Genomic DNA, 12,139 nt, shown 5'->3' on the forward strand with positions numbered 1-12,139 from the left:
GGGGCCACCACCGACCAGACCTAAAGGGAGAGCCGAGATGGCACCGAAGATCACTGGATTCGCCCGGCGGCGCGTCGCCGTCGCCGAGGGCGTGGAGCTCAACGTCGCGGTGGGCGGCTCGGGCAGCCCCGTCGTACTGCTGCACGGATTCCCCCAGACCCACCTGATGTGGCGGCACGTCGCCGCCGACCTGGCCGCCGATCACACGGTGATCTGCCCCGACCTGCGCGGCTACGGCGACAGCGACAAGCCGGCCGACACCGACGGGCAGACCTACTCCAAGCGCACGATGGCCGCCGACGTCGTCGCCCTCGCCCGGGCCCTCGGGCACGACCGCTTCGCGCTGGCCGGCCACGACCGGGGCGCGCTGGTCGCCGTCCGCGCCGGGCTCGACCACCCCGGCGCGGTCACCCACCTGGCCTCGCTGGACGTCCTGCCGACCCTCGACATGTGGGACGTGATGCGTGGCGCCTCCGCCGCCGTCGGCTTCCACCTCTACCTGATGGCCCAGCCGCCCGGACTGCCCGAGACCATGATCAGCGGCTCGGCGGACGCGTTCTTCGGCCACTTCCTCGACATCTGGGCCGTCGACCCGGACGCGATCCCCGCCGACGTCCGCGCCGCCTACCTGAAGGCCTCCCGTGAGGCCATCCCCTCGATCGTCGCCGACTACCGGGCCTCAGCCGCCGTCGACGTCGAACACGACCGGGCCGACCGCCAGGCGGGCAACCGGCTGCGGATGCCGGTGACCGTACTGCAGCAGGACTGGGGTGCCGCCCTCGGCTTCGACGCCGCCGCCCGTTGGCGGGCATGGGCACCGGACCTGGAGCACAACTCCGTGCCCTACGGGCACTTCATGGCCGAAGAAGCCCCGGCCGAGGTCATCAAGGCCCTGCGCGACCTGCTCGCCAGGTAGCGGCCCCGCCGCGGCACCGGTCGCGGGCGGCCGGCCGCCCGCGACCGGGCGACGGGTGCCGGGCCCGGCGCCGTGGTGGGGAGGAGCTCGCCATCGGCCTTCCCTGACGATCTCCGGCACGGGCCGGCGGCGAGCGCCGCGGAGACAACTCCTTACGGCATAAGTTATTGTGTCCACAGCAATACCTTACGCCATACGGAATTATCCGCCCCGGAGCTGGAGACGACTCGATGACCAAGGCAGAACTGCATGACGGAACCACTGTCGACGTGGAGGTCCACGGCACCGGCCCCACCCTGCTGCTCCCGGTCAACCCCAGACCGATCGAGGGAGCGCAGGCCGACGAGATGCGCAAATGGGGCACCGACCCGGCCCTGGGCCGCTCCCTCATCGAGGGCCTCAGCGACGCCTTCCAGGTGGCCGCCTTCGACTACGAGGGGCATGTCCTGGGCAACCCCCGACCGGACACGCTGACACCCGCCAACGTCGCCGCCGACCTGCTCGCCGTGGCCGACGCCGTGGGAGCCGACCGATTCGCCTATTACGGCTACTCCTGGCTCGCGCTGAGCGGGCTCCAGCTCGCGATCCGGACCGACCGTCTCTCGGCGCTCGTCATGGGCGGCTTCCCGCCGCTCGACGGGCCGTACGAGGAGATGCTGCGCGTGACCATGGCGACCCATGAGATGGCCGTCTCTCCGCAGGAAACCCCTGAGGCCCCGCGGACGGCGACCGGCGGGACCCCGCGGACATCGGACGACGAGGCCCCGCAGGCGATGACCGGTGAGGCTCCGCAGACGTCGGACGGGCCCGACTGGTCGTCGGTGGAGGTGACCATGACGACCGCGCAGACCATGCAGTTCGTCACGTTGTATCAGGCGTTGCAGGAGTTCGACGACCGGGCCGCCCAGGCGCGGATCGGCTGTCCCCGCCTCTGCTTCGCGGGTTCGGCGGACGAAATTGACTACAGCGAGCGCTGGGGCGGCGTGCACGTGAGCCTGGGCGGCAGGATCATGGAGCGGCGCGGGGAGCTCGAAGCCCTCGGCTGGGACGTGCACATCCTGGACGGGCTCGACCACATGCAGGCCATGCAGGCCGCGCGCGTCCTGCCGATACTGCGCCCGTGGCTCGCCTCCCAGGTGGGGAGCCGCTAGCTGTAATGACCACGGACGTTGAGAACGCAGGGCGACACGGTCTGTGGATCGTTGAAAAGTGAAGGGCCTGCGGGTTCGGTGTGGATTGCGACATCTACGCCGAGCCTCGGAGGCCCTTCATGCCCCACCGTAACGCTCCGCTGACCGAACTCGGGCGGCTTCGCCTGGCCCGCTGCGTCGTGGAGGACGGCTGGCCCCTGCGACGGGCCGCCGAGCGCTTCCAGGTAGCGGTGAGCACGGCAAAACGCTGGGCCGACCGCTACCGCACACACGGTCGCGCCGGGATGGCAGACCGATCCTCCCGGCCGCGTCGCAGTCCTAACCGCCTGCCCACGCGGACCGAACGTCGGATCATCAAGGTACGGGTGACACGCCGGTGGGGACCGGCCCGCATCGGCTACCTGCTGGGGTTGCACCCCTCCACCGTGCACCGGGTCCTGTCGCGCTACCGGCTGGCCCGGCTGCGGCATCTGGACCGCGCCACCGCCCTTCCCATCCGCCGCTACGAACACGACCGGCCGGGCGACCTGGTGCACGTGGACGTCAAGAAACTCGGCAACATCCCCGACGGCGGCGGCCACCGCGTCACCGACCGGCAGACCGGCCACCACCACCGCAAGGCCACCACCACCGCCCGCTACAAGCACGGCAAACCCAAGATCGGCTACAGCTACCTGCACACCGCCCTGGACGACCACTCCCGCCTGGCCTACACCGAAATCCTGCCCGATGAGACCAAGGAAACCGCCGCCGCGTTCTGGCACCGCGCCCACGCCCACTTCACCGGCCTGGGCATCACCGTCCGCCGGGTCCTGACCGACAACGGCAGCTGCTACAAGTCCTTCCTGTGGCGTGACACCCTCACCGGCTTGGGCATCACCCACAAACGCACCCGCCCTTACCGGCCCCAGACCAACGGCAAGGTCGAGCGCTTCCACCGCACCCTGGCCGACGAGTGGGCCTACGCCCGGCCCTACATCAGTGAACCGGAACGCCGGCACGCGTTCGAGCCCTGGCTCCACGCCTACAATCACCACCGAGCACACACCGCACTCGGCGGCCACCCACCCGCCAGCCGCGTTCCTAACCTCTCAGGTCAATACAGCTAGCCACAGGTCACCGGCCGCCGGGGGCCTCCCTCCGGCGGCTGGGAACCTCCCTCCGGCGGCCGCGGGACATTCCGGACGGGGCCCGCGGAGCCCGAAGCCCGGAGGCCCGGAGGGAGCGTCCGTCTCCCCGCGTTCACGGATCGATGTCGCTCACGGACCGACGCCCCTCACGGACCGATCTCGTTCACGGACCGATGTCGATGGCGAGCACTCCCCGGGCCTCCTTGCCCGAGCCGTAGCGGCCCCGCAGCATGGCCAGCTGCTGGTGGTGGGACTGGTCCGGATCGAGCCGGATCGGCCCCTCGGACGCCAGCAGGCTGTCGAAGTCGGTGTACAGCTCCACCCGCCGGACCTGCTCGCAGTGCTCCACCACCGTGCCGCAGGAGATCCGCAGGTAGTCACCGGCGCGGAGCCGGCGCACCGGGGGTGAGGCGATCTCGGGCAGCACCGTCACCCGGCCGGCCACGATCAGCCGGAAACGGCGCTCGGAAACGCTCATCACGAACGGCGAGCGGCTCACCCGTCCGGGGGGCATGGGTTTGCCCCGGGGCAGATGATCGCGGAGCGCGGAGTTATCGGCCCGGGAGCTTTCCCGGGCATGAGGGACGAGCTCATGTATCCGGGGCGGCGCATCCGCCGCTGTCGGGAACGGCGCATCCGGCCACGGAATACCGTCGCTCCCGGATACGTCGTCGAGGGCGATCTGCGAACCGCCCATTTCCCAGTCATCACACACCACGAGCCGTAGACGGTCGCGCGCTTCTTCCCGGGCGATCAACGCCTGGGCCCATGCCGTCAATGCCATGGCCCAGACCCGGCGCGCCCGGATGAGATCGGCGCGTGATCCGTTGCCCCGGCGGATCCGTTCGTATCCGTCGGTGGCCTGTTCGACCTGGTGACGGGCCTCGGAAAGCGCGACGGGAATGCCCGCGGGCCACCTGGCACCCGGCGTTGAATCCTCGGCTCCGGGCATGTCCGGCCACCATAATCCGTCTTGGGACGATTCACGGGCGATCAGCGCACGGACCCATTCCATTTGCGCCCAGCTCCACGACTGGCGCGCCTGGTTGAGCTCGAACGCCGATCCCTTACCGGCCTCGACCGCGTCCTGGGCCCGGCCGTAGCGGCCTTTGGCCCAATCCAATTCACGGCGCGCCTCTTTGAACCGGAGACGCGTTTCCTCTCGAGAGCTCAATATCTGACTTGCCGACAGATCACTCACGAGACATCACGCTACGGCAGCTATCCGACAAAATTCGGGCGGCAAGTCGCGGCGGCGGACAATGCGACCGTCATCCGTGAAAAACACGCGGCACCGCCCCGCCCGGGCGCGCACCCGCCGGCCCCGGCACGACAGCCTTCGGCACCCCCGGCCCGGCGCCGCCGCACCGGGGGGACGGCCGGAATACGCCGGAAAGACACCGCGGGGCCTGAAAGCCGGTCGTTAGAGTGATCGTCGTCGTGGGGCGGCGCCGATGTCGGCCAGTCGACATCGCACGTTCGTCCGCGAGCGGTTGGGCGTGGTGTACGACGCGCCCCGGATCCGGCGGATCGCCGAGGAAGCGATCCGCGAGGCGGTGCGGTCCAAGGACGACCCGGCCGACCTGATCAACGTGGCGCTGGAGGAGCTGATCCGGCAGCGGTGTGAGCTGCCGGGTTACACCACACTGGACGCGATGGCCGTGTCGATCCACACCGAGGTGAACATCGGGTTCTTCCAGACCGTGGCGGGACGGCTGGACGCGGGCGCGGCTGGCCCGGTTGCTGGTCGTGGACCCGGTGACTCGGCGCAGCGAGTTCGATCGGCTGAAGGACGTGGCCAAGGCCGCGTCGCTGAGCAAGTTCAAACAGCGGCTGGCGCTGCTGGCCGACATCGAGGCGATCGGGCCGACCCGGGGCTGGCTGGAGGGCGTGCCGCCGGGGAAGGTCGGGCACTTCGCAGGGGAGGCGCACGTCACCGACGTCGCCGACATGCGCAAGGTGGGCACCGACAAGCAGTTGACGTTGCCGGCCAGCTTCGTGCACACGGCCGCGACCGGGGTCCGCGACGACGTGGTGACGATGTTCTGCAAACGGATCGCGGCCATCCACAAGAAGGGCCGCGAGCATCTGGAGGCGTTGCGGGCGGCGCACCGGGCCGAGTCCGAGCGGCTGCTGGTGGTGTTCGGTGACGTGCTGTCGGTGGTGCCGGAGGCCATGACACCGGCCACTGCCCCGACAGGCGATGGCGGCACCGTCGCGCCGGACGCCGTGGCCCCGGTGGTGGTTGCGGCGCCGACGGTGCAGGATGTGGCTGAGCGGGCCGGACGGCTGGTGCTGAAGACCCTGGAGCAGTCCGGTGGTGTGGACACGCTGGCCAGCGCGCACGAGGCGGTCTCGGGCTTTGAGCAGCAACCAATCGGTCAGTGGCGTTAGCGAGCCGTTGGGGCACGGGCTATTGCCGCTGACCGTTCTGATGCGGCTGGTGTTGTCGAGGTATCCACAAACCCGGTCAGTCGGTGAGGGTCACGGTGCGGCGGAAGGTGGCAGCGGCCTCCAGATCCGCGAGGGCCTTGCGCCGGCCGGCGGTCTCGTCCCTCGTCCATGCCGACCCAGTTCTGGCCGGCGAGCTCACCGACGTGTCCGGCGATCTCGGCCAGTTTGCTCAGGACGGTCCCAGCGCTCATGTCGCCGGTGGGGGGTGAGGAATCGGTAGAGCAGCAGCGGGAGGCCGGCGGCTGAGGAGGCCATGGTGGTAGCCTGCCGTTCCATCTCCCGATTGATGTTGCCAAGTCCGCGGGCGGACCGTGGTGGATCAACTCCACGGCTGGGACGTGCCCTGCGATGGTGGCAACATCCGCCGCGTCTTCCTTCCAGTGGCGAGCGGCCCCCTCATCTCACCAGTCCCGGGGAGCATTTTCAGGGCTGAGGCTGCTCCAGCAAGCGGGCCTGGAGCGCTTCGCGCTGGGCGGCGGTCAGCCGGTCGGGGCTGGGCTCCATCGTGTAGGTGCCGCCCCCGGCCTGGAGCATGAGCGGGTCGGCCAGGGCCGGATGCCGATCGATCGTGTCGAGAGCCTCGGCCGCGCGCTCGGGTGGCCACTCCAGGGGTGCGGCGAGTTCGTCCAGGGTGAGCGCTCGCGCGCCGTACACCAGTGCGGCGATGACGGTCAGGGCGTCACGCACGGCGGCGTCTGTGAGGCTGCTGCCGTGCATCTGCTCGCTGAGCCTGGCGAAGAAGTGATTCATCTGGGCGAGCCGGACCCCGGCGGGCGTGTCGGCGCCGAAGAGCTCGATCCCGCGCCGGGTGGCCTCCGTGACGTTCGCGTGCGCCCTGGTGTCGGCCTGCCAAGCCCGCAGCCAGGCGTCCTCGTGGACGGTGTAGCGCTCCCGCCGCCCGCCGGGGGCGGCGGTCCGCCCCACCAGTTCCATCGTCTCCAGGTAGCCGATGGACTTGGACACCGAAGCTGGGCTTACCCGCAGCCGTTTCACCAGGTCGGCCGCGGTGAGGCCGCCGGCTTCCGCGGTGAGCAGGCTGGCGAAGACCCGAGAGGCCATCCGCTGCAGGCCGGTCCCTGACAGCAGGACCGCGAACTCCTCTACGAACTCACGCACCCGCTCGTCGGCCGACGGCGGCGGCTCGGGCTGGGTGATCCTACGGCGGCGCGCGCGCTTCGCGGCGGCTTGCTGGGCACGATCGGCGAGGTAGCCGCCGGAGCGTGAGTTGCGCGCCACCTCCCGCGAGATCGTGGACGTCGGTCTGCCCAGCCGTCTGCCCATCTCGGCGTAGCCCACCCCCTCTGCCAGCCACAGCGCGATCTGCTGACGCTCATCGTGGGTCAGCCTGCTCCCGGGCATTGTTGGCCTCCAGTACTTTCACGAGCATCTCATTGCAACGAACGGCATTGCATTTCCCGCCATACCTGTTGCAACAATAGCCACAGATCCAGGTCATTGTGTTGACGAGACCAAAAATGCAACATAGCTTTCACTCTGTTGGAAACGTCATTGGAGGGTGAAATGCACGTCATGGCCATATCCACGATCACCGACGAGAAGCGGTTCTGGGATGCGCTGAAGAAGGCGCACGGCCGCCTGCCCAAGGGAGCGAAGTGGACGCTCGCGGTGGCCAGCACTGACGGGACCAGAGCAGTCAACATCATCGTCCACGACTCCATCGACGCCGTACGGACCTTCTTCGACGATTACGCAGGCTCCGCCGCCAGAACGGAGTATCTCCAGGCCGACGCGGCCAACGCGGTGGGTCTGGCACGATGATCGAGGAGATCCTGACGGACTACCAGGTCCCGGGCGCCACGATCGGCATCCTGCGGAACGGAGAGATCACCGACTTCGCGTACGGCATCAAGGACGTCACCACCCGGCAGCCCGCCACCACCGACACGATCTTCCAGTGCGGCTCCCTGACCAAGACCTGGACCGCGCTGGCCTTCATGCAACTCCTCGACGAAGGCAAGGTCGACCTGGACGAGCCGGTGCGCACCTACCTGCCAGACTTCCACGTCGCCGATCCCGACGTCACCGCGCGTGTCACCCCCCGACACCTCCTCAACCACACCAACGGCATCGAGGAGAACATCGGCGACCCCGGCGAGGACGAGGATGTCTACGAGAACGTGGTCGCCAACATCGCCGACGCACCCCAGTTCGCCCCGCTCGGCCACACCCACGGCTACAGCGCGGCCCTCGGCTACGCGATCCTCGCGCGCGTCATGGAGGTGCTCGACGGCAGCCGCTGGGACGCCATCATGCACGAGCGTCTCTTCTCCCCCATGGGGCTGACCAGCACGACCAGCTGGCGCGAGCAGGTGGACCCGGCGCGGGCCGCGACAGGACACCTGATTCGCTCCCTGGAGGAAGGCCCCATCGTCACGCCCGTGGACTACCTGCCGCGCTCCTTCGGTCCCGGCGGCAACATCAATTCCACGGCCCGCGAGGTGCTCGCGCTGGCGCACGTCCTTCTCAACGGCGGACAGGCGCCGAACGGCGCGCGCATCGTCTCGGCCTCCGCCGTCCGCGAAATGATGACCTCCCGTGTCCCCGTCCCCGATCCCTACATGTTCGGCCCGCAGTGGGCACTCGGCCTCATCGTGTGCGACTGGTACGGCGAGACCGTCTACGCGCATGACGGCAGCACCATCGGTCAGAACGCTCGCCTCCGCATCCTGCCGGACTCGGGTCTTGCCCTGGTGATGCTGACCAACGGCGGGCCCCGGGAGAGCATGTACCACAAGGTGTTCAACGAGCTTCTGGGGGACTTGGGTGCCGGCGAGATTCCCGGCCTACCTGACCCGGATCCTGGGCTCAGGCTCGACCCGGCTCGCTACGTGGGTGTTTATGAGCGGCCGGGGACTCGGTTCGAGGTGAGTGCCGATAGTGCCGGGCTTCGGCTGGCCACCTTCCTCGACCCCGTGCAGGCGGCTTTCTTCGGGCGGCCGGAGCGCATCACCTACGAGCTGTTGCCGGTCAGTGAGACGCACTTCCTGATGCCGCCGAGCGATCCTCTGGAGGACACCCAGACTGTGGCGATCTACGACTTCGTGGATGGGCAGGCGCAGTATCTTCACACGAACTGCCGGGTACACCCCCGGAGCGAGTGAGTTCGAGGGGCATGTGTACGGCTTGCGCGATCCAGGAATCAGCCCTCTTCTTCTCCATGCCCGGAGGAGTCTCGTAGCGGCTGCAGCCCGCTCGGCCAGGTCACGTGGGTCGACGAGCGGGATCTGCGGCAGCGGCACGGCGCTCCTCCAGAGGCGTCGGGCCTGGTCACCGAACGGTGTCCTCGTCGGCCGCGACGGCGCGCTGAGTGTCGAGCCGTGCGTCCGTGATGGTCTTATGGACGACGCCGATCGAGACTTTAACGCCGGCGGCGATGGTGCGGATTGATTCACCACGCTGACGGCGGGCGAGGATGGCGGCGCGTTTGTCGTCGTCAACGACCGGTCGGCGGCCGCCAACCCTGCCGCGTTTGCGGGCGGCCTCCAGGCCGTTCTTGGTCTTGCGGGTGATGTCGCGGCGGCGGTCTTCAGCCAGGGCGAGGGCCAGGTCGAGAATCAGGGAGCGTTTGGTGTGCTCGCCGGCCGCGATGCCCTCCAGCACCTTGACGCCGACGCCGCGCTGGAACAGGTCGTTGAGGACAATGAGCCCTTCGAGGAGGTTGCGGCCGAGGCGGTCGACCTCCTGGACGGTCAGCAGGTCGCCGTCGCGGATGTGGGACAGCGCGTTCAGCAGTGCGGGCCGGTCGTCAGACGCCTCAGCCGATCACACCTCCGCGGCCCCTTTCTGCCATACCAGGGGGCCGTCCGAGGTGATGACGGGTATGGAGCGCGGCGACGAGCGCCCGCCCCTCCTCAACGGCGTGGCCAGCGGCGGGTTCCTCGACGGGAAGACCGCGCGATCGCGCCCATTTACCGGCGGCCTGGCCGGAGGTGCCCATCGCCTCGCCGATCTGCCGCCAGGAGTAGCGGCGCTCGCCCCGTCGGGCGGTCACCACGAGCTCACGGGTGACAAGGTCCAGTTCGGCGGCGAGCCAGCGGACAGCGGCAAGCCGGGCGAGGACCGGATCATCGGGGAAAGCGCGGGTCTCGGCCGCCCGCTCGCGCAAAAAGCGGCGCAGGGCAGTCCGGACGGGACCTGCGGTCAACGGCTTACGCGGCGAGGAGGCCATGCACCTATTGAGATCTAAGTCTCAGCACTTCAGACGCCACTCCCGGGCAGCACACAGCCTCGGCGGTGTCTTTCCGGCGTACTCCGGCCGCCTCCCCACCGGAGGGGACCGGTCCGGCGGGCCGCGGCGTACGGCGGGTGCGGCCCGCCGTACGCCGCCAGGAGACCACACCGCTACAGGTCAGGAGGCCGCGGAAGACCGGCCCACGGCCCCGATGACGACAGTGGCGTCCACAGGTCAGGAGGGCGTGGAAGACCGGCCCATGGTCCCGATGACGACGGTGGCGTTCAGCTCGTCACAGCCGACCACCTGCGGGATCAGCCCGTTGCCGGCGATGGCCTCGACGGTCTGCGGCGCCTGGTGCTCGCCCGTCTCGACCAGCAGGCGGCCGCCCGGCGCCAGCCACAGCGGCGCCGCGGCGGCCACCCGCCGCACGATGTCAAGCCCGTCCGCGCCACCGTCGAGCGCCACCCGCGGCTCGTGTATGCGGGCCTCCGGGGGCAGCAGCCTGATCGCCTCGGTGGGCACGTAGGGCGGGCTGGCGATCAGCACGTCGACGCGGCCCCGCAGCGTGGCGGGCAGCGGCCCGTAGAGGTCGCCCTCGTACACCTGGCCGCCGACGGCGGCGAGATTGCGGCGGGCGCACCGCACCGCGGCGGGGTCGATGTCGACGGCGTGCAGCTCGGCCCCGTCCAGGGCCGCGGCCAGCGCGGCGCCCATCGCGCCGGAGCCGCAGCACAGGTCGACGACGACGGCCCGGGACCCGGCGGTCCGGCGGGCGAGGCCGGCGGCCTGGTCGATGAGGAACTCGGTGCGGCGGCGGGGGACGAAGACCCCGGGGTCCACGGCTATCCGCAGGTCGCAGAACTCCGCCCAGCCGAGGACGTGTTCCAGGGGCAGGCCGGCGACTCGCCGGTCCACCATGTCGGCGAGGTCGGCCGGCGTCCGGGCCGTGGAGATGAGCAACTCCGCCTCGTCCTCGGCGAAGACACAGCCGGCGGAGCGGAGTCTGGTGATGACGGCGGATCGAGGCAGCGGGGAGGGAGAGACCGACACAGGAAGACCTTTCGGGATGCCGATGGGCGCTCCCGCGGTCACCTATGGCAGAGGGACCGCACGGCTGTGAGATGGGAGCACCCAGACTGATACAGCGGTAATGGGTCTCACCTCCTCGATCGTTCACTGCTGAGGACCGAAACGCTACCAGAGCCCGGCCACCGCGCGGACGGCCCCCGGCCTGGCCCGGGGAGGGGCCGGCGCGGCGAGCGGCCGGCGGCGCCCGCCGGCCTCCCACCGCCCCGGGGCGCTCGCCGGGGCCTCCTCAGTGCTCGGGATCGAGCGAGTCGCCGATGAACATGGCAGTGAGCAGCACGAAGAGGTATGCCTGGAGAAACTGGATGAACATCTCGAAACCGGTCATCACGATGGCCATGACCACGCCGAGCACGCCCACCGGGACACCCAGCGGGGTGGGCCGCTCGAACAGGAACCAGAAGCCCACCGCGCTGAAGAACGCCAGGAGCAGGTGTCCGGCGAACATGTTGGCGGCCAGCCGGAGCATGTGGGTGAACAGCGAGGTCACGAAGTTCTGCAGCAGTTCCAGCGGGATCAGCAGGACGTAGGCGAGCTTGGGCAGGCCGCGGGGGATGAGGTTGCTGACGTATGCCCCCGCTCCCCACTTGCGGACGCCCACGTAGATCTTGATGACGTAGACCGTGAGAGCCATCACCGCGGGGAAGGCCAGGAAGGAGGTGACGGGGAGCTGGACGAGCGGGATCACGCCCATCAGGTTCCAGATCCAGGTCAGCAGGAAGATGCTGAGCAGCAGGCCCATCCAGCGGTCGGCGTCCTTGCCGAGGAAGGGCCTGGCCGCGTGCTCGCGGACGAACAGATAGCCCATCTCCGCGATGTTCTGCAGGCCGCGCGGTACCAGCGCCGGCCTGGCGAAGGCCGCCCACAGCAGGGCGCAGATCAGGATGATCCCCACCCCGGCCATCAGGATCGGTTTGGTCAGCCAGTACGGCGCGCCCGGCCAGAGCGGGGGGAAGTGGAACAGGTCGAGACCTGGGGCCTGGAAGTCGTCGGACGGCCTCATTGACGGCTCCTTCGGAGGGATGACCTTTTGTGAAAGCTTTCACAAAGCCTGCCGCCCGGCTATTCCCCTGCGGGTCAACATCATGATCATGGGGCTGCGGCGCGCCGCGCCCGCCGGCGGCCCGGCGGACGCGCGGCACCGCGCGGGTACCCCGCCGGCGGTGCCGGGCGCGGCACCGGACCACGCCCGGCACCGCCTCCCCGG

Annotated in this window: 11 protein-coding genes and 2 pseudogenes; 8 read left to right on the top strand and 5 right to left on the bottom strand. The window is 69.7% G+C overall.

Features of this window, described 5'->3' with window-relative positions:
* Positions 1 to 37 precede the first annotated feature (37 nt).
* The 3 genes from J2S55_RS44605 (at position 38) to J2S55_RS44615 (ending at position 3,176) form a co-directional block, all read left to right on the top strand.
* Positions 38 to 916, top strand: coding sequence for an alpha/beta fold hydrolase (locus tag J2S55_RS44605; protein ID WP_306874032.1), 879 nt, complete (start codon positions 38 to 40; stop codon positions 914 to 916).
* 230 nt (positions 917 to 1,146) lie between these two features.
* The gene (locus J2S55_RS44610) at positions 1,147 to 2,067 is read left to right on the top strand and encodes an alpha/beta fold hydrolase (RefSeq protein WP_306874035.1); all 921 of its coding nucleotides are present in this window, start codon (positions 1,147 to 1,149) and stop codon (positions 2,065 to 2,067) included.
* A 119-nt stretch (positions 2,068 to 2,186) separates the two neighbouring features.
* Positions 2,187 to 3,176 carry an IS481 family transposase gene (locus tag J2S55_RS44615; protein ID WP_306874038.1) on the top strand — a complete coding sequence of 330 codons (990 nt, stop codon included), beginning with the start codon at positions 2,187 to 2,189 and terminating at the stop codon, positions 3,174 to 3,176.
* Between the two features lie 184 nt (positions 3,177 to 3,360).
* On the opposite strand, the gene J2S55_RS44620 is transcribed toward J2S55_RS44615, so the two are convergent.
* The gene (locus J2S55_RS44620; RefSeq protein WP_306874040.1) at positions 3,361 to 4,398 is read right to left on the bottom strand and encodes an ASCH domain-containing protein; all 1,038 of its coding nucleotides are present in this window, start codon (positions 4,396 to 4,398) and stop codon (positions 3,361 to 3,363) included.
* Positions 4,399 to 4,651: 253 nt separating this feature from the next.
* Between J2S55_RS44620 and J2S55_RS48590 the strand changes: the two are divergent.
* Together J2S55_RS48590 and J2S55_RS44625 are read left to right on the top strand one after the other, a co-directional pair.
* Positions 4,652 to 4,849: pseudogene (locus J2S55_RS48590) on the top strand (DUF4158 domain-containing protein); the annotation flags it as partial.
* An 88-nt stretch (positions 4,850 to 4,937) separates the two neighbouring features.
* Complete coding sequence (locus J2S55_RS44625; RefSeq protein ID WP_306874043.1) at positions 4,938 to 5,591, top strand: hypothetical protein; 654 nt, start codon at positions 4,938 to 4,940, stop codon at positions 5,589 to 5,591.
* A 483-nt stretch (positions 5,592 to 6,074) separates the two neighbouring features.
* On the opposite strand, the gene J2S55_RS44630 is transcribed toward J2S55_RS44625, so the two are convergent.
* On the bottom strand, positions 6,075 to 7,010 hold the full coding sequence (locus tag J2S55_RS44630) for a GbsR/MarR family transcriptional regulator (protein ID WP_306874045.1): 936 nt from the start codon (positions 7,008 to 7,010) through the stop codon (positions 6,075 to 6,077).
* Positions 7,011 to 7,181: 171 nt separating this feature from the next.
* Here J2S55_RS44630 and J2S55_RS44635 point away from each other — a divergent pair, with 171 nt between their 5' ends.
* Positions 7,182 to 7,430: a hypothetical protein gene (locus J2S55_RS44635; RefSeq protein ID WP_306874046.1), complete on the top strand. Its 249-nt coding sequence runs from the start codon at positions 7,182 to 7,184 to the stop codon at positions 7,428 to 7,430.
* Positions 7,427 to 8,773, top strand: a complete 1,347-nt coding sequence (locus J2S55_RS44640; RefSeq protein WP_306874047.1) for a serine hydrolase domain-containing protein — start codon at positions 7,427 to 7,429, stop codon at positions 8,771 to 8,773. The genes J2S55_RS44635 and J2S55_RS44640 overlap by 4 nt, the downstream gene beginning before the upstream one ends.
* Positions 8,774 to 8,939: 166 nt before the next feature.
* Here J2S55_RS44640 and J2S55_RS44645 read toward each other — a convergent pair.
* A pseudogene (locus J2S55_RS44645) lies at positions 8,940 to 9,413 on the bottom strand (recombinase family protein); the annotation flags it as partial.
* A 79-nt stretch (positions 9,414 to 9,492) separates the two neighbouring features.
* Between J2S55_RS44645 and J2S55_RS44650 the strand changes: the two are divergent.
* Complete coding sequence (locus tag J2S55_RS44650; RefSeq protein ID WP_306874049.1) at positions 9,493 to 9,858, top strand: hypothetical protein; 366 nt, start codon at positions 9,493 to 9,495, stop codon at positions 9,856 to 9,858.
* Between the two features lie 219 nt (positions 9,859 to 10,077).
* Here the strand turns inward: J2S55_RS44650 and J2S55_RS44655 are convergent, their stop codons facing one another.
* Both J2S55_RS44655 and atpB read right to left on the bottom strand, forming a co-directional pair.
* Positions 10,078 to 10,896, bottom strand: a complete 819-nt coding sequence (locus tag J2S55_RS44655; protein WP_306874052.1) for a putative protein N(5)-glutamine methyltransferase — start codon at positions 10,894 to 10,896, stop codon at positions 10,078 to 10,080.
* Between the two features lie 265 nt (positions 10,897 to 11,161).
* A complete protein-coding gene (gene atpB / locus J2S55_RS44660; RefSeq protein ID WP_306874055.1) occupies positions 11,162 to 11,935 on the bottom strand; it encodes a F0F1 ATP synthase subunit A in 774 nt (257 codons plus the stop codon).
* Positions 11,936 to 12,139: the final 204 nt, after the last annotated feature.

Source organism: Streptosporangium brasiliense, from assembly GCF_030811595.1.
Classification (GTDB): Bacteria; Actinomycetota; Actinomycetes; order Streptosporangiales; family Streptosporangiaceae; genus Streptosporangium; species Streptosporangium brasiliense.